The following is a 20,979-nucleotide window of genomic DNA, read 5'->3' as shown; positions in this document are numbered from 1 at the left end:
AGCGTTAGCGTGGGACACGAGGACCTCCGTTGGTCGGTGAAGGGTTGAACAACTCCACTCAACCCGCGGGGGTCCTCCTCACGCCACCACCCGATGCACCAAGGTCATGACCGGGTACACCTAGTCCGGCGCGGGGAAGGGGCACGACGCGGCGTCGATCGCGTGCATCGCGCGCAGCCCCGCACCGAGCGCAGCCGCGGCCGCGGCGGGGGAGCGGCGTCCCGCCGGCGAGACGATCGACACGGCGGGGATCGCGGCGATCGCGTCGGGCGCTCGGGTGCCCGGCGGCGGCACGTCGGCGGCTCGGAGGGTCACGCCGTGACGCTAGCGTGACGCCATGAGCGAGACGGATCCCCGGCGGGTGCTGGTGCTCGGCGGCACGCAGTGGCTCGGCCGCGCGATCGCGCGGGGTCACGTCGAGCGCGGCGCCGACGTCACGTGCCTCGCGCGCGGCGAGTCGGGCACAGCGCCCGACGGTGCGCGGCTCGAGCGGGCCGATCGAGATGCGCCGGATGCGTACGACGGGCTCTCGGGGGAGTGGGACGAGGTCGTCGACGTCACCCGCATCCCGCGGCACGCGCGCAGTGCGCTCGACGCGCTCGCGGATCGCGCGGCGCACTGGACGTTCGTGTCGTCGGTCTCCGCGCAGCGCCTGGAGGCGCCCGTCGGCGCCGACGAGGACGACGACCTCGTGCCGGAGTCGGCGTCGGAGGAGGACTACGGCGGCGCGAAGGCGTGGATCGAGCGCGTCGCCCGCGAGCGGCTCGGCGCCCGGCTCCTCGTCGTGCGCCCCGGGCTCATCGGCGGGCCCGGCGACGGCAGCGACCGCTTCGGCCACTGGGTCGCGCGGCTCGCCCTCGCGGCCGACGGTCCCGTGCTCGTGCCGGCGCGCGACCAGGCGACCCAGACGATCGACGTGCGCGACCTCGCCGCGTTCCTCGTCGACCGCGCCCCCGCGATCGACGGCGTCGTCAACGCCGTGGGCGCCGAGCGGCGGCTGCACGCGCTCATCGAGACCGCGCGCGGCATCGCCGGTCACACGGGCGAGCTCGTGCTCGCCACCGACGAGCAGCTCGAGGCGGCCGACGTCGGCCACTGGGCCGGGCCGCGCGCGCTGCCGCTCACGCTGCCCGCCTCGCTCGAGCCGCACGCGCAGCGCTCGAGCGCCCGCTACCGCGCGGCGGGCGGCGAGCACCGCCCGCTCGAGGGCATGCTCACCGACGTGCTCGCCGACGAGCAGGGGCGCGGCCTCGACCGGCCGAGCGCCAACAGGCTCTCGCGCGCCGACGAGCTGGAGGTCATCGATTCGCTAGCCTCGACGACATGACGGAAGAGCACCTCCTCGACGAGCTCGAGCTGCTCGAGCAGCAGCCGCTCGAGGAGCGCGCCGACCAGCTGGCCCGCATCCACGACCGGCTGCAGGCCGAGCTCGGGGCAGTCCGTGGTTGACCCGCGTGGCTGACGCCATCCGGCTCGATCAGGCGCTCGTCGAGCGCGGCCTCGCGCGCAGCCGCAGCCAGGCGCAGCAGCGCATCGCCGCCGGGCTCGTCTCGGTCGACGGCCGAGGCGTCGTGAAGGCGAGCCAGAAGGTGCCGGCCGGGGCCGAGATCGCCGTCTCCGAGACCGACGCGTGGGTGTCGCGCGCGGCGCACAAGCTCATCGCGGCGCTCGACGCCTTCGGGGTGGATGCGTCGGGTCGCGACGCGCTCGACGCGGGCGCGTCGACGGGCGGCTTCACCCAGGTGCTGCTCGCGCGCGGCGCTCGGCACGTCACGGCCCTCGACGTCGGGCACGGCCAGTTCCAGCTCGACGTGTCGAGGCATCCGGTCACCCTGCTCGAGGGGCGCAACGTGCGCGACCTCGAGCCGGGCTCGATCGCGCCCGCGCCGAGCCTCGTGACCGCCGACCTCTCGTTCATCTCGCTCGCGCTCGCGATCGGGCCGCTCGTCGGCGTCGCCGCGACCGGTGCCGACTTCGTCGTGCTCATCAAGCCGCAGTTCGAGGTGGGGCGCACGGGCGTGCGCGAGGGCATCGTGACCGACCCGGCGCTGCGCGCGCAGGCGATCGAGCGCGTGCTGTGGGCGGCGTGGGATGCGGGGCTCGGCACCGCGGGTCTCATCGGCAGCCCGATCGTGGGCGCGCGCGGCAACCTCGAGTACCTCGCGCACCTCTCGGCGAGCGTCGGGTCGAATCCGACAGAATGGCTGGACGAGTGCGTGCGGCTGTCGAAGGAGGCGCGGTGAACGAGGCAGGGGATGTGGCGGAGCGCCGCTTCCTGCTCGCGTTCCACCCCGGCCGCGCCGAGGCGGTCGAGAGCGCCGTCACGATCGCGCGTCGGCTGCTCGCGGCGGGCGTGACGCCCGTCGTGCTCAGCGACGACCGGCCCGTGCTGCTCGAGGCGGAGCCGGCGCTCACCGCGGTGGAGGGCTGGGACCGCGAGAGGCGCCTCGAGATCGAGCTCATCATGACGCTCGGCGGCGACGGCACGATCCTGCGTGCGGCCGAGCTGCAGCGCGAGCTCGACGCGCCGCTGCTCGGCATCAACCTCGGCCACGTCGGCTTCCTCGCCGAGGCGGAGGTCGCCGAGTCGGCCGAGGTCGTCGAGCGGGCGCTGCTGCGCGACTACGCGGTCGAGCAGCGGCTCACGCTGTGCGTGCGCGTCTTCCGCGGCGACGAGCTCGTGCACGAGACGTGGGCGGTCAACGAGGCCGCGATCGAGAAGTCGGGCTCGGGCCGCATGATCACGACGCTGCTCGAGATCGACAGCCGAGCGGTGTCGTCGTTCGGCACCGACGCGGTGCTGCTGTCGACCCCGACGGGCTCGACCGCCTACTCCTTCTCCGCCGGCGGCCCGATCGTCTGGCCGACCGCCGAGGTGCTGCTGCTCGTGCCGCTCGGCGCGCACGCGCTCTTCACCCGGCCGCTCGTCGTCGCGCCGACGTCGACGATGGCGGTCACGATCGCCGAGGACTCGACACACCCGGCGGTGCTGTGGTGCGACTCGCGCCGCTCGTTCGACCTGCCGCAGGGCTCGCGCGTCGAGGCGACGCGCGACGCGAAGCCGCTGCGGCTCGCTCGCCTGTCGAAGGCGCCGTTCGCCGACCGGCTCGTCGCGAAGTTCCACCTGCCGGTGGAGGGATTCCGGCGGAAGCGGCAGTGACGCGCCTCGACGAGCTGACGATCCGCTCGCTCGGCGTCATCGACGACGCGCGCGTGCCGATCGGTCCCGGCTTCACCGCCATCACGGGCGAGACGGGCGCGGGCAAGACGATGGTCGTGCAGGCGCTCGCGCTGCTGCGCGGCGAGCGCGCCGACGCGGGCGTCATCCGCTCGGGCGAGGAGCGCGCGGCCGTGCAGGGCGTGTGGATCGTCGACGACGCGGATGCGGTGGGTCTCGTCGAGGACGCGGGCGGCACGGTCGACGACGGCGAGCTCATCCTCGGGCGGGCGCTCACCCGCACGCCCGACGCGACCGCGCGCTCGCGCGCACAGGCCGGCGGCGCCGCCGTGCCGGCGGGGCTGCTGCGCGAGCTCGCCGACCGGCTCGTCGCCGTGCACGGGCAATCCGACCAGCAGCGGCTGCGCTCCGCCGAGGCGCAGGCGGCGGCGCTCGACCGCGCGGCCGGAGCCGCGCTGCAGGAGCTGCTCGCCGAGTACCGGGCCGCCCACGCGGCCTGGAGCGACGCGCGCGAGACGGCCGAGCGCATCCGCGCCGAGCACGACGCCCGCGCCGCCGAGGCGACGCGCATCCGCGAGGAGCTCGAGGAGCTCGAGGCCGTCGACCCCCAGCCGGGGGAGCAGGACGAGCTCGCGGCGCTCGCGCACCGGCTCGAGCACGCGGAGTCGCTGCGCGCCGACCTCGGCGAGGCGCACCAGGCGCTCTCGAACGACGACGACGTGCCGGACGCGGTGACCCTCGCGGGCCAGGCGCGCCGGCTCGTCGAGCGCGCCGCGGGCGACGACGCGGCGCTCGCGGAGGCGCTCGAGCTGCTCGTGCAGGCGGATGCGCTGCTGCAGGAGGCGTCGGCGTCGATCGTCACGGCGCTCGACGACCTCGAGCGGCCAGAGCGGAGCCTCGACGAGGTGCAGCAGCGGCGCGCCGAGCTCTCGGGGCTCGAGCGCCGGCTCGGCCGTCCGCTCGACGAGGCGCTCGAGGCGGCGCCCGGCGCCGCGCTGCGGCTCGCGGAGCTCGAGGGCGACGAGGCGGAGCTCGAGCGGCTCGAGGCAGAGCAAGCCAGGCACCTCGAGACGGCGACGGCGCTCGCCGACCGGTTGAGCGCGCTGCGGCGCGATGCGGCGGGGCGGCTCGAGGCGGCGGTGGGGGAGGAGCTCCGCGCGCTCGCGATGCCGAACGCGCGGCTCGTCGTCGAGGTCGCGCAGGCCGACGCGCTCGGCCCGGCCGGGCGCGACCGCGTGACGATGCTGCTCGCGCCCCACCCGGGCGCCGAGCCGCGACCCATCCAGCGCGGCGCGTCGGGCGGCGAGCTCAGCCGCATCATGCTCGCGATCGAGGTCGCGCTCGCCGACGAGAGCGTGCCCACCATGGTCTTCGACGAGGTCGACGCGGGCGTCGGCGGCGCCGCCGCGACCGAGATCGGCCGGCGGCTCGCGCGGCTCGCGCAGCACTGCCAGGTGATCGTCGTCACGCACCTCGCGCAGGTCGCGGCCTTCGCCGAGCACCACGTGCGGGTCGAGAAGGGCACCGACGGCCGCATCACGGCCTCGCAGGTCGCCCCGGTCGAGGGCGAGGAGCGACTGGCCGAGCTCGCCCGCATGCTCTCCGGCAGCGCATCCGAGACCGCGCTCGCCCATGCCCGCGAGTTGCTCGAAGACTCGGGCGCGGTGGGTTAGGCTCGAAGCCCGTGGACCTCAGTGCGAACGGGACCGACACGTCGGCCAAGGTGACCAAGCAGATCTTCGTCACGGGCGGTGTCGTCTCCTCCCTCGGCAAGGGGCTCACCGCCGCGTCGCTCGGCAACCTGCTGACCGCGCGCGGCCTGCACGTCGTGATGCAGAAGCTCGACCCGTACCTCAACGTCGACCCGGGCACGATGAACCCGTTCCAGCACGGCGAGGTGTTCGTGACCGACGACGGGGCCGAGACCGACCTCGACATCGGCCACTACGAGCGCTTCCTCGACGTCGACCTCTCGCAGGCGGCGAACGTCACCACCGGCCAGATCTACTCGCGCGTCATCGAGCGCGAGCGCCGCGGCGAGTACCTCGGCGACACCGTGCAGGTCATCCCGCACATCTCCGACGAGATCAAGCGCCGCATGCGGCTGCAGTCCGAGCAGGACCCGCAGCCCGACGTCATCATCACCGAGATCGGCGGCACGGTCGGCGACATCGAGTCGCAGCCGTTCATCGAGTCGGCGCGCCAGATCCGCCACGAGCTCGGCCGCCAGAACGTCTTCTTCGTGCACGTCTCGCTCGTGCCGTTCCTCGGCGCCTCCGGCGAGCAGAAGACGAAGCCGACGCAGCACTCCGTCGCGACGCTGCGCTCGATCGGCATCCAGCCCGACGCGCTCGTGCTGCGCAGCGACCGGCCGGTGAGCGAGTCGAACCGCAAGAAGATCGCGCTCATGTGCGACGTCGAGGAGCGCGCGGTCGTCAACGCGATCGACAAGCCCTCGATCTACGACATCCCGAGCATGCTCACCGAGCAGGGCCTCGACGCCTACATCATCGAGCAGCTCGGCCTCACGGCGGGCGAGATCGACTGGTCGCGCTGGCAGCCCGTGCTCGACGGCGTGCACAACCCGAAGCACGAGGTCACGATCGGCCTCGTCGGCAAGTACATCGACCTCCCGGATGCGTACCTGTCGGTGACCGAGGCGGTCAAGGCCGGCGGCTTCGCGAACCAGACGAAGGTCAACCTGCGCTGGATCCGCTCCGACGACTGCGAGACCCCGGAGGGCGCGGCCGCCCAGCTCGGCGAGCTCGACGGGATCGTCGTGCCCGGCGGCTTCGGCATCCGCGGCATCGAGGGCAAGCTCGGCGCGCTGAAGTTCACGCGCGAGAACGAGATCCCCACGCTCGGCATCTGCCTCGGCCTGCAGTGCATGGTGATCGAGGCCGCGCGGAACCTCGCCGGCATCGAGGGCGCCTCCTCGACCGAGTTCGACGTCGACACCCCGGCGCCGGTCATCGCGACGATGGCCGAGCAGGAGCAGCACATCCACGGCGGCGACCTCGGCGGCACGATGCGGCTCGGCATCTACGAGGCGAAGCTCGCCGAGGGGTCGCTCGCCGCGCAGCTCTACGGCGCCGACTCCGCCGAGGAGCGCCACCGCCACCGCTACGAGGTCAACAACGCCTACCGCGAGCAGATCGCCGAGGCGGGGCTCTGGTTCAGCGGCACCTCGCCCGACGGCCACCTCGTCGAGTACGTCGAGATGCCCGGCCACCCGTTCTACATCGCCACCCAGGCCCACCCGGAGCTCCGCAGCCGGCCCAACCGCGCGCATCCGCTCTTCCGCGGCCTCGTCGCGGCCGCCCTCGACCGGCAGCGCGCCTCGAAGCTCTTCGACGAGACCGACGAGTCGATCGAGACCCCCTGATGCTCGAGGACGCGCTCGGGCGGCAGCCGGTGCTCGCGGGCGAGCAGCTGTTCTCGGGGCGCATCTGGGATGTCGAGCGGCAGGAGTTCGAGCTCGGCGGCGAGCGGATCGTGCGCGAGGTCATCGTGCACCCCGGCGCGGTCGCGGTCGCGGCGCTGAACGAGCTGGGCGAGGTCATGCTCGTGCACCAGTACCGCCACCCGGCGGGCGGCACGCTGTGGGAGCTGCCCGCGGGCCTGCTCGACGTCGACGGGGAGGACCCGCTCGTCGCCGCGCAGCGCGAGCTCGCCGAGGAGACCGACCTCGAGGCCGGCTCGTGGCGCACGCTCGTCGACCTCTCGCCGTCGGGCGGCGGCTCGACCGAGATCATCCGCGTCTACCTCGCGACCGACGTGCGGGAGCTGCCGGAGCAGCACGCGCGCGTCCACGAGGAGGCCGCGATGGAGCGCCGCTGGGTGCCGCTCGAGGAGGTCGTCGAGGCGGCGCTCGCGATGCGGCTGCACAACGCGACGCTCCTGTCTGCCGTGCTCGCGCTCCACGCCATGCGCGCGCGGGGCGCCGAGCCGCACGCGGTCGACGCGCCGTTCGACTGGCACCCCGCGCACCGGCCGTGACGCTGTGACCGTGTCACCGGCGGTCGCGGTCGACCGGCTGCTGCGGCAGCTCGCCATCGAGCGGGGCCTCTCGGCGCACACCGTCGCCGCCTACCGTCGCGACCTCGCGGGCTACGTCGCCGTGCTCGAGGCGCGCGGCGTGACGGATGCGTCGGCGATCGTGCGCGCGGACGTCGCCGCCTTCCGATCGGCCCTCGCGGATCGCGGGCTCGCCGCCTCCTCCGTCGCGCGCCACCTCTCGGCGGTCAAGGCGCTGCACCGCTGGCTCGTCGACGAGCGCGTCGCGAGCGAGGACGTCACGCGCGACGAGCGGCCGCCGAAGCTGCCGCAGCGGCTGCCGAAGGGCATCTCGGTCTCGCAGATGCAGCGGCTGCTCGAGACGCCGAGCGGCGACGACCCGGCGGGCCTGCGCGATCGGGCGCTGCTCGAGCTGCTCTACGCGACCGGCGCGCGCATCTCGGAGGTGCTCGGGCTCGACGTCGACGACCTCGCGAGCGAGCACGGGCTCGTGCGCGTCACAGGCAAGGGCGCGAAGCAGCGGCTCGTGCCGGTCGGCTCGTTCGCACGCGAGGCGGTCGAGGCGTGGCTCGTGCGAGGCCGGCCCGCGCTCGCCGCGAAGGGCCGCGGGGGACCGGCGCTGCTGCTCGGCGCGCGCGGCGGGCGGCTCAGCCGCCAGGCGGCGTGGGAGATCATCCAGCGCGTCGCCGACGAGGCGGGCGTCGAGCACGTCTCGCCGCACACGTTCCGCCACTCGTTCGCGACCCACTTGCTCGAGGGCGGGGCCGACGTGCGCGTCGTGCAGGAGCTGCTCGGTCACGCATCGGTCGCGACGACGCAGATCTACACGCACGTCACGGCCGACACGCTCCGCGACATGTACACGACCGCGCACCCGCGCGCCCGCTGAGCGGCTACCGCTCGGGCTCGGCTCCCTCCGCCCACAGCGATCGCGGGTTCGCGCGGAAGCCCGCGCGCTCGTAGACCGGGATCGAGTCGCGGCTCGCGTGCACGGTCACGTGCTCGAGCCCGCGCCGCCGGGCCTCGTCGAGCACCGCCTCGGCGAGCCGCCGGCCGATGCCCGCGGCGCGCCGCTCGGGCACGACGTAGCAGCTCTGCAGGTCGCCAGAGCGGCGCTCGAACGAGAGCGGCGTCGGCACTCGCGGCTGGATCGCGAGCCACGCCATGCCGACGACCTCGCCGCCCGCGATCGCGACGATCGGCACGTGCGAGCCGGCGTGCGCGCGAGCCCACGCGGCCGCCTCCGCCGCGTACGCGCTCCGCTCGGGCAGCGGCCCGTCGCCCGACTCCCGCACCCACCGCCAACGGAGCTCCGCGACCGCCTCGAGCTCCGCATCCGCCGCCACCCGCACCTCGACGTCCATGCGCCCATCGTCGCACTCGCCGCCCGCGCCGCCGATGCATCCGCCGCCGATGCATCCGCCGCCGGGTGCGCTTGCGCCCGACGGGGGCGGGCACGCCCGCCCCCGCGCGGCCGAAGCGCCCCTGTCGCCGGGGCGTCGGTGCGCGCTGACCGATACGCCGTCGACCGGAACGCCAGCCTGGCGGAGCCGCGCTCGCGGCCCGCTCAGCCTCAACCAGAGGTTGAGATACACGCCGTCCCCGCCTGCGGGGCGGAGGCGCGCCGCGTTCCTAGACTCGGAGCCATGAGCACGAGCAGCGAGACCCTGACCGGCCTGGAGGCGCCCGCGCTCGGGCCGACCGGGCGTCCCGCGCGCGACTTCCCGGTGCCGGCGCCGCTGCCGAGCCACGGCCCGGCGCGCATCATCACGATGTGCAACCAGAAGGGCGGGGTCGGCAAGACGACGACCTCGATCAACCTCGGTGCCGCGGTCGCCGAGTACGGCCGCCGGGTGCTCGCCGTCGACTTCGACCCGCAAGGCGCGCTCTCGGCCGGCCTCGGCGTCGACAACCACGACGCGACGACGATCTACGACCTGCTGCTGAACCCGCGCCTCGACCCGCGCGAGGCGATCCAGCAGACGAGCACCCCGGGCCTCGACGTCATCCCCGCGAACATCGACCTCTCGGCCGCCGAGGTGCACCTCGTCAACGAGGTCGCCCGCGAGCAGATCCTCGCGCGCGTGCTCCGCAAGGTCGCCGACGACTACGACCTCATCCTCGTCGACTGCCAGCCCTCGCTCGGCCTGCTGACGGTCAACGCGCTCACCGCCGCGCACGGCGTGCTCATCCCGCTCGAGAGCGAGTTCTTCGCCCTCCGCGGCGTCGCGCTCCTGAAGGAGACGATCGACAAGGTGCAGGACCGCCTGAACCCCGCCCTGCAGCTCGACGGCATCCTCGTCACGATGTACGACGCCCGCACGCTCCACGCGCGCGAGGTCATGGAGCGGGTCGTGGATGCGTTCGGCGAGACCGTGCTCGAGACCGTCGTGCGCCGCACGGTGAAGTTCCCCGACGCATCCGTCGCCGGGGTGCCGGTGACGCAGTTCGCCCCCGAGCACAGCGCAGCGGAGGTCTACCGCCAGCTCGCCCGCGAGCTGATCCACCGTGGCGCCATCGCCTGAACCGGTCGCGCCCGAGGCAGCCGGGGAGTCGGCCGCCGACGAGGAGCGGCGCGGCTTCCGCCTCGCGCTCGACAACTTCGACGGCCCCTTCGACCTGCTGCTGACGCTCATCGGCAACCGCTCGATGGACGTCACCGAGATCGCGCTCTCGCGCGTGACGGATGAGTTCATCGCCTACGTGCGCACGCTCGACACCCAGGAGGAGCTCGAGCAGGCGAGCGAGTTCATCGTCGTCGCGGCGACGCTGCTCGACCTCAAGATCGCGTCGCTCCTGCCCGCTGGCGACGTCGTCGACAGCGAGGACGTCGCGCTGCTCGAGGCGCGCGACCTGCTCTTCGCTCGCTTGCTGCAGTACCGCGCGTTCAAGCAGGCAGCAGCGTGGATGGAGGAGCGCATCACGGCCGAGAGCGGTCGCCACGCGCGCTCGGTGCGGCTCGAGGAGCGCTTCCGGCAGCGCGTGCCCGAGCTCACGTGGACGCTCTCGCCCGACGACTTCGCCGCGCTCGCGCTCCTCGCGCTCACGCCGAAGGAGATCCCGACCGTCGGCCTCGGCCACCTGCACGCGCCGCTCGTATCGATCCGCGAGCAGGCCGCCCACATCGTCGCGACGCTCCGCTCCGCGGGCACGACGACCTTCCGCGAGCTCATCGCAGGCGAGGCGACGCGCGGCGTCATCGTCGCTCGGTTCCTCGCCGTGCTCGAGCTCTACCGGCACGCCGCGATCACGTTCGAGCAGGTCGAGCCGCTCGGCGAGCTCTCGATCAGCTGGACCGGCCACGACTTCCGCGACGAGGACCTCGTGAGCTTGGGGGCAGACTATGACCATGCCTGAGACGGATGCACTGACCGACGACGCGCGCGTGGACGACGCGGGTGCTCGGGGCCGTGCGCACCTGCCGCTCGAGCGCCGCATCGAGGCCATCCTCATGGTCGCCGACGAGCCGCAGGGCGCCGTGCACCTCGCGACCGCGCTGCAGGCGCCGGTGAAGGCGGTCAAGGCGGCGATCGAGGCGCTCCGCGCCGACTACGACGGCCAGCAGGTCGGGGACCGTCCCGCCGGCCCCGAGCGCGGCTTCGAGCTGCGCGAGGTCGGCGGCGGCTGGCGCATCTACGTGCGCGAGGCGTACGACGCCGACGCGGCCGACTTCGTGCTCACCCAGACGCCCACGCGGCTCTCGCAAGCCGCGCTCGAGACGCTCGCGGTCATCGCCTACAAGCAGCCGATCACGCGCGGCGCGGTCGCGGCGATCCGCGCCGTGAACGTCGACTCGGTCGTGCGCACGCTGCTCGGCCGCGGGCTCATCCGGGAGGCGTTCGCCGACTCCGAGACCGGCGCGATCCACTACGAGACGAGCGAGCTGCTGCTGAGCCAGCTGGGCCTCAACTCGCTCGACGAGCTGCCGCCGATCAGCCCGCTGCTGCCCGACGGCGAGGAGGACGTGCTCGCATGACCGATCCGACCAAGGCCGAGGGCGAGCGCCTGCAGAAGGTGCTCGCGGCCGCGGGCGTCGCGAGCCGCCGCGTCGTCGAGGACATGATCGTCGCCGGCCGCATCGAGGTCGACGGGAGGGTCGTCACCGAGCTCGGCACGCGCATCCGCCCCGACGCCCGCGTGAGCGTCGACGGCACCGCCGTGCAGCTCGACGTCTCGAAGCGCTACCTCATGCTCAACAAGCCCACCGGCGTCGTCTCGACCATGCGCGACGAGCAGGGGCGGCGCGACCTGCGCGAGTTCGCCGACGAGGTGGGGGAGCGCGTCTACAACGTCGGCCGGCTCGACGCCGACACCTCGGGGCTGCTGCTGCTCACGAACGACGGCGAGCTCGCGCACGTGCTCGCGCACCCCTCGTTCGGGGTCGAGAAGACGTACGTCGCGAAGGTGCGGGGCGTCGCCGACCAGCGCGTCATCCGCCGGCTGCTCGACGGCTTCGAGCTCGACGACGGCGAGATCCACGCCGACGCGGCTCGGCTCGTCGGCCGCCCCTCCCAGGGGCACTCGATGATCGAGCTCACCCTGCACTCGGGCCGCAACCGCATCGTGCGGCGCATGCTCGACCACGTCGGCCATCCGGTCGTCGAGCTCGTGCGGCGCTCGTTCGGTCCGCTCCACCTCGGCACCCTCCGGTCGGGCCGCGTGCGCGAACTCACTAGCATGGAGCGAGGCGCCATCCTCACCCTCGCGAGGTCCGAGCGCTGAACCGCCGCCGACCGCGGCCCCCGACACCACCCCTGGAGGAGCGTCCGTGACCCACCGACTGCGCGGTCCCGTGCGCATCGTCGGCACCGGGCTCCTCGGCACCTCGATCGGCCTCGGCCTCTCGGCGCGCGGCGTCGAGGTGCAGCTGAGCGACGCGAGCCCGACCGCCGAGCGGCTCGCCGCCGACTTCGGCGCCGGCCGGCTCGCGCGGCCGGGCGACCAGCCCGAGCTCATCGTGGTCGCCGTGCCGCCGGACGTGACCGCGCGCGTCGTCGCGGCCGAGCTCGAGGCGTTCCCGGATGCGGTGGTCACCGACGTCGCGTCGGTCAAGGCCGTGCCCCTCGTGGAGCTCCGCGAGCTCGGCGCCGACATCAGCCGCTACCTCGGCTCGCACCCCATGGCGGGCCGGGAGCGCTCCGGCGCGCTCGCCGGCTCGGGCGACCTCTTCGTCGGCCGGCCGTGGGTCATCGCCGGCCACGACGACATCTCCTACGAGCGGGGCAGCCTCGTCGACGACCTCATCCTCGACCTCGGCGCCGTGCCGATCGAGTCGACGCCCGAGGAGCACGACCGCGCCGTCGCGATCGTGAGCCACGTGCCGCAGCTCGTCTCGTCGCTCATGGCCGCGCGGCTCGCCGACGCGCCCGACGAGGCGCTGCGGCTCGCGGGCGGCGGCGTGCGCGACGTCACCCGGGTCGCGGCCTCCGATCCGGCGCTGTGGATCCAGATCCTGGGCGCGAACGCCCCCGCCGTCGTCGAGCAGCTGCGCGCGATGCAGGCCGACCTCGCGAGCCTCGTCGACGCGCTCGACGCCCTCGAGGCAACCGGGAGCCGGAAGGCGGTGGCGGATGCGCTGCGCGCCGGCAACGAGGGCGTCGCGCGCCTGCCGGGCAAGCACGGCACGCACGCGCGCTTCACGCGCGTGCAGGTGCGGATCGACGATCGACCCGGCCAGCTCGCGCGGCTGCTCGCCGACATCGGCGACGCCGACGTCAACCTCGAGGACGTGCGCATCGAGCACGCGGAGGGCGCGCAGTTCGGCGTCGTCGAGATCACCGTGCTGCCCGACGCGCTGCAGCCGCTGCACGAGGCGCTCGAGCAGCTCGGCTGGCAGGTGGTCGCATGAGTGCCGGGGCGCAGGGCGCGACGGTCGTCGCGATCGACGGGCCCGCGGGCAGCGGCAAGTCGTCGGTCGCGCGCGCGGTCGCGCGCGAGCTCGGCTTCCAGTTCCTCGACACCGGGGCCGCCTACCGCGCGCTCGCGTGGCTCATCGTCGAGCGCGGCGGCGACACCGACGACCCCGCGACCGTGATCGGCGCCCTCGACGCGCTCGACTCGCTCGAGCTGACGGTCGACGCCGCCGGCCAGCGCGTCGCGATCGCAGGCCACGACGTGACCGACGAGATCCGCAGCGAGCGCATCTCGGTCGCCGTCTCGGGCGTCGCTCGCACGCTGCCGGCGCGCGAGGCCGTCAACCTGCGGTTCCGGGCGATCATCGCCGAGGCGCGGCCCGGCATCGTCGCCGAGGGCCGCGACATCACGACGGTCGTCGCGCCCGACGCCGACGTGCGCGTGCTGCTGACCGCCGACGAGGCCGTGCGCATCCGCCGCCGCTTCGGCGACGTGGGCGGTGACGAGCGGCAGGTGGGTGCCCGCCTGGCCGCGCGCGACGCATCCGATGCCAAGGTCGTCGACTTCCTGAGCGCCGCGGAGGGCGTGACCGTCGTCGACTCGACCGACCTGACATTCGACGAGACCGTTGAGGCCATCGTGCGCCTCGTGAACGAGGAGAGCCATGACTGACGAGCTGCACGGCGACGAGCGGGAGCTCGAGCCGGACTTCGAGACCGACGTCCAGACCGATGCCGATGCCGATGCCGATGAGGCGCGGGTCTCTGCGCTGCGCGCGGGTCTCGCCGACTACGAGCTCGACGAGGAGGACGCCGCGCTCCTCGACATCGGCGACGAGGACGAGGACGGCTACCGGATCGAGCCGGCGCTGCCCGTGCTCGCGATCGTCGGCCGCCCGAACGTCGGCAAGTCGGCGCTCGTGAACCGCATCCTCGGGCGCCGCGAGGCCGTCGTCGAGGACACGCCGGGCGTCACGCGCGACCGCGTCTCGTACAAGGCGGAGTGGAACGACCGCCGCTTCACGCTCGTCGACACGGGCGGCTGGGAGCCCGACGCGCGCGGCATCGACCGCTCGGTCGCGCAGCAGGCGGAGATCGCCGTCGAGCTCGCCGACGCCGTGCTCTTCGTCGTCGACGTCAACGTCGGCCCCACATCCACCGACGAGCACGTCGTGCGGATGCTGCGGCAGTCGCAGCGGCCCGTGCTGCTCGTCGCCAACAAGTCGGACGACTCGCGCCGCGACCTCGAGGCCGCGTCGCTGTGGAGCCTCGGGCTCGGCGAGCCCCACCCCGTCTCGGCGCTGCACGGCCGCGGCGTCGCCGACCTGCTCGACCTCGCGATCAAGGCGCTGCCCGAGGTCTCGGCAGTCGCGAAGGAGGAGTTCGGCGGGCCGCGCCGCGTCGCGCTGCTCGGGCGCCCGAACGTCGGCAAGTCGAGCCTGCTCAACAAGGCCGCGGGCGAGGAGCGCGTGGTCGTCAACGAGATGGCCGGCACGACGCGCGACCCGGTCGACGAGCAGATCGAGCTCGGCGGGCGCGTGTGGCGCTTCGTCGACACGGCCGGCATCCGCCGCCGCGTGCACCTGCAGCAGGGCGCCGACTTCTACGCGACGCTGCGCACGCAGGCCGCGCTCGAGAAGGCCGAGGTCGCGGTCGTGCTGCTCGACGTCACCGAGGCGCTCTCGGAGCAGGACGTGCGCATCATCGACCTCGTGCTCGAGTCGGGGCGCGCGCTCGTGCTCGCGTTCAACAAGTGGGACCAGCTCGACGACGAGCGCCGCCGCTACCTCGAGCGCGAGATCGAGCAGGACCTCGCGCACGTCGCGTGGGCGCCGCGCGTCAACATCTCCGCCCGCACGGGCCGCCACCTCGAGAAGCTCGTGCCGGCGCTCGAGACGGCGCTCGAGTCGTGGGACAAGCGCATCCCGACGGGCAAGCTCAACGCCTTCATCGCCGACCTCGTCGCCGCGCACCCGCACCCGCTGCGGGGCGGCAAGCAGCCGCGCATCCTGTTCGCGACGCAGGCGGGCACGCGCCCGCCGACCTTCGTGCTGTTCACGACCGGCTTCCTCGACCCGCAGTACCGCCGCTTCATCGAGCGCCGCTTGCGCGAGGACTACGGCTTCGAGGGCACGCCGATCGCGGTGAACATGCGAGTGCGCGAGAAGCGCGAGCGCCGCTGACCTGTCCCCGCCCGTCGAGTAGCGGCCGAAGGCCGCGTATCGAGACGCGTCACGATCGACCTCGACGAATGAGGCCACACCACCCGTTCGTCGAGTAGCGGCCGCAGGTCGCGTATCGAGACGCGTCACGATCGACCTCGACGAATCAGGCCACACCACCCGTTCGTCGAGTAGCGGCCGCAGGTCGCGTATCGAGACGCGTCACGATCGTCCCCGACGAGTGAGGCCACACCACCCGTTCGTCGAGTAGCGGCCGCAGGTCGCGTATCGAGACGCGTCACGATCGTCCCCGACGAATGAGGCGACACCACCCGTTCGTCGAGTAGCGGCCGAAGGACGCGTATCGAGACGCGTCACGATCGTCTCGATACGGCCCTTCGGACCTACTCGACGAGCGGGGTGGCCTGCGGGCCTACTCGACGAGCGGGGTGGCCTGCGGGACTACTCGACGAGCGGGGTGGCCTGCGGGACTACTCGACGAGCGGGGTGGCCTGCGGGACTACTCGACGAGCGGGAGACGAGCGAGTGGCTGGTCAGCGCACCTGGCGCGCCTCGAACTGCATGCGCGGGTGCGCGAACGCATCCTGCGCCTGCACGATCCGCAGCTCGCGCTCGCCGGAGTCCAGCGTCACCTGCAGCAGGTCGAAGACGCTCGATGCCGTGCGCTCGAGCGCGACCTTCGCCGAGCCGCTCTCGCGGTAGTGCGCGGTGAAGAGCGCGCTCGTGACATCGCCGGAGCCGTTCGCCTTGAACGGCAGGTGCGGGGTCTGGAGGATCCACGCGCCCTCGCCGTCGACCGCGAGCATCTCGATCGTGTCGGGCTCGCGGTCGGGCCGCAGCACGCTCGTGACGAGCACCGTGTCGGGACCGAGGTCGCGCGCGCGGTCGACCGACTCGAGCGTCGACTCGATCGTGTCGGGGTCGGTGCCGGTCATGAAGCCGAGCTCGAACTGGTTCGGCGTGATGATGTCGGCGACCGGCAGCGCGCGCTCGCGGATGAGCGGCGGGATCGTCGGGGCGACGAAGCAGCCCGACTTCGCGTTGCCCATCACGGGATCGCACGTGTACGTCGCCTGCGGGTTCGCGGCCTTCACACGGGCGACGGCGTCGAGCACGACCTCCACGATCGCCTCACCGCCGAGGTAGCCGGAGAGCACGCCGTCGACCGAGCCGAGCACGCCGCGGTCCTCGATGCCGGCCACGACCGCGCGCACGTCGCCGGCGGGGATGAGCGGCCCGCCCCACGCGCCGTAGCCTGTGTGGTTCGAGAAGTTGACGGTGAGCACCGGCCACACCTCGTGCCCCGCGCGCTGCAGGGGGAAGACGGCCGCGGAGTTGCCGACGTGCCCGTAGGCGACGTGCGACTGGATCGACAGGAACCTCATCTGTCGATTCTCGCACTGCGCGCCGGGCGAGCCGTGCGTCAGCGGTCGATGACCTCGATGCCCGCCGTGGTGGGGCCGAGCACCGTCGCGACGACGTGGTGCGTCGCGGTGTCGGGCTGGCGGTCGATCGCGAGGCTCCAGATCGCGATGAGGAAGCCGGTGCCCGCGAGCGCGACGCCGATCCACGCGGGCGCGAGGTAGCCGAGGCCTGCTGCGATGACCGCGCCGCCGAGGGCCGCGCCGATCGCGTTGCCGACGTTGAAGGCCGCGTGGTTCGTCGCCGCGCCGAGCAGCTCGGCGTCGCCCGCGATGCCCATGATCCGCGCCTGGATGGCGGGGTTGAGCACCGAGCCGGCGCCGCCGATCATGAACGCGAGCACGAAGAGCGCGACCGGCTGCGAGCCGAGCATCCCGAAGAGCGCGAGGGATGCGATGAGCACGGGGAAGCCGATGAGGATCGTGCGTCGGATGCTGCGGTCGCTCGCCCACCCGCCGATCGCGTTGCCGATCGTCATGCCGACGCCGACCGTCGCGAGCAGCCAGGCGATCGCCGGCTCGGGCAGGCCCGCGACGCGCGTGACGATCTCGGCCGCGTACGAGTAGACGGCGAAGAAGCCGCCGAAGCCGATGCAGCCGACGGCGATCATGAGCCACAGCCTGGGGTTCCGGAACGCCGAGATCTCGCGCTTCGCGCTCCGCGTCGGGTCGCCCGGCTGCCGCGGCAGCGCGATCGCGGCGAGCACGAGGGTGATGAGGAAGATGATGGCGACGGCCGCATACGTCCAGCGCCAGCCGGCGACCTGGCCGAGCCACGTGCCGAGCGGCACGCCGATCACGTTCGCGATCGTGAGCCCCGAGAGCGCGAGCGCGACGCCCGCGCCCTGCCGCCCAGGCCCCATGATGCGCGCGGCGAGCAGCGCCGCGACGCCGAAGTAGGCGCCGTGCGGCAGCCCGGCGACGAAGCGCGCGGCGACCGTGAGCTCGAACGTCGGCATGAGGCCGCTCGCGAGGTTCGCGACGGCGAACGCGGCGGCGAGCAGCAGCACGAGCGTCTTCTGCGACATCTTCGCGGCCCAGACCGACACGAGCGGCGCGCCGACGACGACGCCGAGCGCGTAGGCGGTGATGAGCCAGCCGGCGTGCGCGATGCCGCCGGCCGGGTCGGCGTCGAACGCGGGCACGAGGTCGCTCGCGGCGAGGGGGAGGATGCCCATCGTCGCGAACTCGGTCGTGCCGATCCCGAATCCGCCGAGCGCGAGGGTGAAGAGCGCGAGGGATCGTCGCGCGGGAGTCAGCTGCATGCTGCTGTCGATGCTACGCGCCGGGGATCGAGACGGATGCGCTCCGGCGGCCTCGCTTGCTACCTTGGTAAGGCTTGCCTCACTTGAGGCACCCATCCCCAGGAGGATTCGCATGGCGGGACCCGAGCGCGTCGCTGCGGTCGCACCCAAGTTCATCGAGCTCGAGGTGCTCGACAACCAGCAGGTGTCGCCGCACATCCGTCGCGTGACCCTCGGCGGTGACGAGGTCTCGGCGATGACGCCGCAGGGCTTCGACCAGTGGTTCCGCTTCTTCATGCGCCGCGAGGGGCAGGACGTGCTGCGGGTGCCGAAGAGCCCCTCCACGTGGTTCCCGCAGTACCTCGCGATGCGGGAGCAGCACCGCCCCTGGATCCGCAACTACACGGTGCGCGGCTTCCGGCTCGACCTCGGCGAGCTCGACATCGACTTCGTCTGCCACGAGGATCCAGGCCCCGGCGCGGCATGGGCGATGGCAGCGGAGCGCGGCGAGCGCGCCGTGCTGCTCGACGAGGGGCTGCTCTACAACGACGACGGTCTCGAGGGCGAGATCCTCATGGTCGGCGACGAGTCGGTGCTGCCGGCGGTCGCGGGCGTGTGCGGCTCGCTCGAGGACGACGCGCGCGGCACGGTCGTGCTCGAGGTCGGCCACCGCGACGACATCCAGGAGTTCCGCCGCCCGGCCGGCGTCGACATCCGCTGGATCGAGCGCGGGAGCCTCCGCGAGGGCCAGGCGGCGCTCGAGGAGCTGCGCGGGATGCGCATGCCCGAGGCGTTCGGCTACGCCTACGCGGCGGGGGAGCAGCAGCTCGCCACGGGTGCCCGCCGCCACCTCGTGCGCGATCGCGGGATCGACAAGCGGCGCATCACCTTCACGGGCTACTGGAAGCTCGGCAAGGCGTACGTCTCCTGAGGCGAGCGTCGGAAAGTTCGCGCGAACTTTCGCCCTGGTGACGTTGCCGCCATCCTGGCCGTCCGTTTCGACGGTCGTGACGCATCCGCTTGCCTAACGTGTAATTCGTGGCATCCGCAACCGTTCCCGCCGTCGACAGCGCCCACCAGGCGTGGCTCGACCGCGTCGCCCTGGCCGAGTCCGCCGTCCCCATCATCGGGCGGCTCTACCGGGAGCGCGATGTCGTCACGCACGTGCACGGCAAGCAGCTCGTGAACCAGTCGCCGATCGAGATCCTCAAGGCGCACAAGTGGGCCCGCCGCGTGGGCGAGCGCGTGCTGCGCATCGAGGACTCGATGGCGGTGCTGCGCCTCGTCGACGAGCTCGGCATCCGCGGCGTCTCGCTCGACCTCGGCCTGCTGCTGGGCGATGCGCCCGAGAGCGGCCTCGAGGAGTGGGCGCGCGAGCGCGTCGCCGAGCTGCCGACGTGGGAGCAGGACCAGCCGACCGACGTCGTGCTCTACGGCTTCGGCCGCATCGGCCGCCTGCTCGCGCGGATCCTCATCGGCCACGCGGGCCGCGGCCTCGGCCTGCGCCTGCGCGCGATCGTCGTGCGCCGCGGCGGCGAGAACGACCTCGAGAAGCGCGCGAGCCTGCTGCGCCGCGACTCGGTGCACGGCGCCTTCCAGGGCACGATCGAGATCGACCGCGAGGCGAACACGATCCTCGCGAACGGCACGCTCATCCAGGTCATCTACTCCGACGACCCGTCGAGCGTCGACTACACCCAGCACGGCATCGAGCACGCCGTCGTCGTCGACAACACCGGCCGGTGGCGCGACGAGGCGGGCCTCGCGCAGCACCTCGAGTGCCCCGGCGTCGACCGCGTCGTGCTCACCGCGCCGGGCAAGAGCCCGCTCAAGAACGTCGTCTTCGGCGTCAACCACGAGACCATCGGCGCCGACGACCGCATCGTCACCGCCGCATCCTGCACGACGAACGCCATCACGCCGGTGCTCAAGGTCATCAACGACGCCTACGGCATCGAGCACGGCCACGTCGAGACGGTGCATTCGTACACGAACGACCAGAACCTCATCGACAACTTCCACAAGGGCGCGCGCCGCGGCCGCTCGGCGGCGCTCAACATGGTGCTCACCGAGACCGGTGCGGCGAAGGCGGTCTCGAAGGCGCTGCCCGAGCTCGAGGGCAAGCTGACCGGCAACGCGATCCGCGTGCCGACGCCCAACGTGTCGATGGCGATCCTCAACCTCTCGCTCGAGCAGGCCGTCGAGCGCGACGCCGTCAACGAGCTGCTGCGCCGCACGTCGCTCACCGGCGAGCTGCGCGCGCAGATCGACTTCACCGACTCGGCCGAGGTCGTCTCCTCCGACTTCGTCGGCAACAACCGCGCCGGCATCGTCGACGGACTCGCGACGATCGCGACCGGCCGCCACCTCGTGCTCTACGTCTGGTACGACAACGAGTTCGGCTACTCGTCGCAGGTCATCCGCGTCATCGAGCACATGGCCGACCAGATGGCCAAGGCCCGGCAGCTCGCCCCGGCCTGACACGACTTGCCCCCGTCGGGACTCTCCTGGGTGGAGGCCCGACGGGGGCAAACCCCTCGATGCCCAGCGCGCATCCGATAGCGTCGTCGGCATGCGCGAGGTGACCGAGGAGCAGCTCCGCGCGTGCTTCGTGAACGCGACGCGGCGCGAGCTCGAGCAGCTGCCCATGCCGGGGCTGCACGAGACCATCTGGGACGAGCGGGAGTACCTCGGCTGGCGCGATCAGCGCTCGAGCCGGGTCGGCTACATCGTCCACTGGCGCGGCGACGAGCTCGTCGGGGTCGTCGTGCGCGCGGCGCCCGGCGGCCTGCGCCCCGGCATCGCGGCGATGTGCTCGATGTGCCACTCGACGCAGCCCGCGACCCAGGTGCGGATGTTCAGCGCCCGGCTCGCGAGCCTCGACGGCGACACCGGCAGCTCGATCGGCACGTACCTCTGCGACGACCTCGCGTGCTCGCACATCATCCGCAGCGGCCCGCCGCACCTGACGAGCCCGGCGCGCATCGCTGCGCGCGGTGCCGCGCTGCTCGAGCGGCTCGAGCGCTTCACCGCCCGGGTCGAGCGCGCGACGCGCGAGGCGCGCGAGGGCTGAGCGGCCTGCGG

General features: G+C 73.2%; 22 protein-coding genes. 18 read left to right on the top strand and 4 right to left on the bottom strand.

Annotated features, from left to right (window positions below; all coding sequences use genetic code 11):
* Positions 1-120: 120 nt before the first annotated feature.
* Positions 121-315: a hypothetical protein gene (locus tag ACP7BI_RS12815; RefSeq protein ID WP_425846945.1), complete on the bottom strand. Its 195-nt coding sequence runs from the start codon at positions 313-315 to the stop codon at positions 121-123.
* A gap of 22 nt (positions 316-337) precedes the next feature.
* On the opposite strand from ACP7BI_RS12815, the gene ACP7BI_RS12810 reads away from it, so the two are divergent.
* The 8 genes from ACP7BI_RS12810 to xerD are packed head-to-tail and all read left to right on the top strand — an operon-like array spanning position 338 to position 8,084.
* Entirely contained in the window at positions 338-1,327 is a 990-nt protein-coding gene (locus ACP7BI_RS12810; RefSeq protein ID WP_425846943.1) for an NAD-dependent epimerase/dehydratase family protein, read from the top strand.
* Positions 1,324-1,449: a hypothetical protein gene (locus ACP7BI_RS12805; RefSeq protein ID WP_021011834.1), complete on the top strand. Its 126-nt coding sequence runs from the start codon at positions 1,324-1,326 to the stop codon at positions 1,447-1,449. The genes ACP7BI_RS12810 and ACP7BI_RS12805 overlap by 4 nt, the downstream gene beginning before the upstream one ends.
* 5 nt (positions 1,450-1,454) lie before the next feature.
* Complete coding sequence (locus ACP7BI_RS12800; protein WP_425846940.1) at positions 1,455-2,243, top strand: TlyA family RNA methyltransferase; 789 nt, start codon at positions 1,455-1,457, stop codon at positions 2,241-2,243.
* Complete coding sequence (locus tag ACP7BI_RS12795) at positions 2,240-3,160, top strand: NAD kinase (protein ID WP_425846938.1); 921 nt, start codon at positions 2,240-2,242, stop codon at positions 3,158-3,160. The genes ACP7BI_RS12800 and ACP7BI_RS12795 overlap by 4 nt, the downstream gene beginning before the upstream one ends.
* Positions 3,157-4,851, top strand: coding sequence for a DNA repair protein RecN (gene recN / locus ACP7BI_RS12790; protein WP_425846936.1), 1,695 nt, complete (start codon positions 3,157-3,159; stop codon positions 4,849-4,851). Before ACP7BI_RS12795 ends, recN begins: the two co-directional genes overlap by 4 nt.
* A gap of 11 nt (positions 4,852-4,862) precedes the next feature.
* Positions 4,863-6,563: a CTP synthase gene (locus tag ACP7BI_RS12785; RefSeq protein ID WP_425846933.1), complete on the top strand. Its 1,701-nt coding sequence runs from the start codon at positions 4,863-4,865 to the stop codon at positions 6,561-6,563.
* On the top strand, positions 6,563-7,177 hold the full coding sequence (locus ACP7BI_RS12780) for an NUDIX domain-containing protein (protein WP_425846930.1): 615 nt from the start codon (positions 6,563-6,565) through the stop codon (positions 7,175-7,177). The genes ACP7BI_RS12785 and ACP7BI_RS12780 overlap by 1 nt, the downstream gene beginning before the upstream one ends.
* Positions 7,178-7,187: 10 nt before the next feature.
* A complete protein-coding gene (gene xerD, locus ACP7BI_RS12775; protein ID WP_425846928.1) occupies positions 7,188-8,084 on the top strand; it encodes a site-specific tyrosine recombinase XerD in 897 nt (298 codons plus the stop codon).
* A gap of 4 nt (positions 8,085-8,088) precedes the next feature.
* On the opposite strand, the gene ACP7BI_RS12770 is transcribed toward xerD, so the two are convergent.
* Entirely contained in the window at positions 8,089-8,559 is a 471-nt protein-coding gene (locus ACP7BI_RS12770) for a GNAT family N-acetyltransferase (protein ID WP_425846925.1), read from the bottom strand.
* A gap of 282 nt (positions 8,560-8,841) precedes the next feature.
* Here ACP7BI_RS12770 and ACP7BI_RS12765 point away from each other — a divergent pair, with 282 nt between their 5' ends.
* The 7 genes from ACP7BI_RS12765 to der are packed head-to-tail and all read left to right on the top strand — an operon-like array spanning position 8,842 to position 15,230.
* The gene (locus tag ACP7BI_RS12765) at positions 8,842-9,720 is read left to right on the top strand and encodes a ParA family protein (protein WP_425846922.1); all 879 of its coding nucleotides are present in this window, start codon (positions 8,842-8,844) and stop codon (positions 9,718-9,720) included.
* On the top strand, positions 9,704-10,552 hold the full coding sequence (locus ACP7BI_RS12760; protein WP_425846919.1) for a segregation and condensation protein A: 849 nt from the start codon (positions 9,704-9,706) through the stop codon (positions 10,550-10,552). Before ACP7BI_RS12765 ends, ACP7BI_RS12760 begins: the two co-directional genes overlap by 17 nt.
* Complete coding sequence (gene scpB / locus ACP7BI_RS12755; RefSeq protein WP_425846916.1) at positions 10,539-11,171, top strand: SMC-Scp complex subunit ScpB; 633 nt, start codon at positions 10,539-10,541, stop codon at positions 11,169-11,171. The genes ACP7BI_RS12760 and scpB overlap by 14 nt, the downstream gene beginning before the upstream one ends.
* Positions 11,168-11,917, top strand: a complete 750-nt coding sequence (locus tag ACP7BI_RS12750) for a pseudouridine synthase (protein WP_425846914.1) — start codon at positions 11,168-11,170, stop codon at positions 11,915-11,917. Before scpB ends, ACP7BI_RS12750 begins: the two co-directional genes overlap by 4 nt.
* Positions 11,918-11,963: 46 nt before the next feature.
* The gene (locus ACP7BI_RS12745; RefSeq protein ID WP_425846912.1) at positions 11,964-13,043 is read left to right on the top strand and encodes a prephenate dehydrogenase; all 1,080 of its coding nucleotides are present in this window, start codon (positions 11,964-11,966) and stop codon (positions 13,041-13,043) included.
* Positions 13,040-13,720, top strand: coding sequence for a (d)CMP kinase (gene cmk, locus ACP7BI_RS12740; protein WP_425846910.1), 681 nt, complete (start codon positions 13,040-13,042; stop codon positions 13,718-13,720). The genes ACP7BI_RS12745 and cmk overlap by 4 nt, the downstream gene beginning before the upstream one ends.
* On the top strand, positions 13,713-15,230 hold the full coding sequence (der, locus tag ACP7BI_RS12735) for a ribosome biogenesis GTPase Der (protein WP_425846908.1): 1,518 nt from the start codon (positions 13,713-13,715) through the stop codon (positions 15,228-15,230). The genes cmk and der overlap by 8 nt, the downstream gene beginning before the upstream one ends.
* A gap of 533 nt (positions 15,231-15,763) precedes the next feature.
* Here der and pdxY read toward each other — a convergent pair.
* A complete protein-coding gene (gene pdxY / locus ACP7BI_RS12730) occupies positions 15,764-16,615 on the bottom strand; it encodes a pyridoxal kinase PdxY (RefSeq protein ID WP_425846906.1) in 852 nt (283 codons plus the stop codon).
* Positions 16,616-16,653: 38 nt separating this feature from the next.
* On the bottom strand, positions 16,654-17,916 hold the full coding sequence (locus ACP7BI_RS12725; protein WP_425846904.1) for an MFS transporter: 1,263 nt from the start codon (positions 17,914-17,916) through the stop codon (positions 16,654-16,656).
* Positions 17,917-18,028: 112 nt separating this feature from the next.
* Here ACP7BI_RS12725 and ACP7BI_RS12720 point away from each other — a divergent pair, with 112 nt between their 5' ends.
* The 3 genes from ACP7BI_RS12720 (at position 18,029) to ACP7BI_RS12710 (ending at position 20,968) form a co-directional block, all read left to right on the top strand.
* The gene (locus tag ACP7BI_RS12720) at positions 18,029-18,826 is read left to right on the top strand and encodes a siderophore-interacting protein (protein ID WP_425846902.1); all 798 of its coding nucleotides are present in this window, start codon (positions 18,029-18,031) and stop codon (positions 18,824-18,826) included.
* A 107-nt stretch (positions 18,827-18,933) separates the two neighbouring features.
* Positions 18,934-20,376 (top strand): glyceraldehyde-3-phosphate dehydrogenase, encoded by a 1,443-nt coding sequence (locus tag ACP7BI_RS12715; RefSeq protein WP_425846900.1) that lies wholly within the window; start codon positions 18,934-18,936, stop codon positions 20,374-20,376.
* Between the two features lie 91 nt (positions 20,377-20,467).
* On the top strand, positions 20,468-20,968 hold the full coding sequence (locus tag ACP7BI_RS12710; RefSeq protein WP_425846898.1) for an FBP domain-containing protein: 501 nt from the start codon (positions 20,468-20,470) through the stop codon (positions 20,966-20,968).
* The last annotated feature ends 11 nt before the right edge of the window (positions 20,969-20,979 follow it).

The sequence above is a fragment of the Agrococcus sp. TSP3-2-1 genome (assembly GCF_049897585.1).
GTDB lineage: Bacteria > Actinomycetota > Actinomycetes > Actinomycetales > Microbacteriaceae > Agrococcus.
The sequence above is the reverse complement of the archived record's forward strand: the minus strand, read 5'-3'. Positions and strand labels throughout refer to the sequence as shown.

Coding starts and splice junctions, on each gene's coding strand:
- ACP7BI_RS12750 (WP_425846914.1), top strand. CDS start 11,168: ATGACCGATCCGACCAAGGCCGAGGGCGAGCGCCTGCAGAAGGTGCTC.
- ACP7BI_RS12725 (WP_425846904.1), bottom strand. CDS start 17,916: ATGCAGCTGACTCCCGCGCGACGATCCCTCGCGCTCTTCACCCTCGCG.
- ACP7BI_RS12765 (WP_425846922.1), top strand. CDS start 8,842: ATGAGCACGAGCAGCGAGACCCTGACCGGCCTGGAGGCGCCCGCGCTC.
- scpB (WP_425846916.1), top strand. CDS start 10,539: ATGACCATGCCTGAGACGGATGCACTGACCGACGACGCGCGCGTGGAC.
- ACP7BI_RS12805 (WP_021011834.1), top strand. CDS start 1,324: ATGACGGAAGAGCACCTCCTCGACGAGCTCGAGCTGCTCGAGCAGCAG.
- ACP7BI_RS12710 (WP_425846898.1), top strand. CDS start 20,468: ATGCGCGAGGTGACCGAGGAGCAGCTCCGCGCGTGCTTCGTGAACGCG.
- der (WP_425846908.1), top strand. CDS start 13,713: ATGACTGACGAGCTGCACGGCGACGAGCGGGAGCTCGAGCCGGACTTC.
- ACP7BI_RS12780 (WP_425846930.1), top strand. CDS start 6,563: ATGCTCGAGGACGCGCTCGGGCGGCAGCCGGTGCTCGCGGGCGAGCAG.
- ACP7BI_RS12770 (WP_425846925.1), bottom strand. CDS start 8,559: ATGGACGTCGAGGTGCGGGTGGCGGCGGATGCGGAGCTCGAGGCGGTC.
- cmk (WP_425846910.1), top strand. CDS start 13,040: ATGAGTGCCGGGGCGCAGGGCGCGACGGTCGTCGCGATCGACGGGCCC.
- pdxY (WP_425846906.1), bottom strand. CDS start 16,615: ATGAGGTTCCTGTCGATCCAGTCGCACGTCGCCTACGGGCACGTCGGC.
- ACP7BI_RS12720 (WP_425846902.1), top strand. CDS start 18,029: ATGGCGGGACCCGAGCGCGTCGCTGCGGTCGCACCCAAGTTCATCGAG.
- ACP7BI_RS12810 (WP_425846943.1), top strand. CDS start 338: ATGAGCGAGACGGATCCCCGGCGGGTGCTGGTGCTCGGCGGCACGCAG.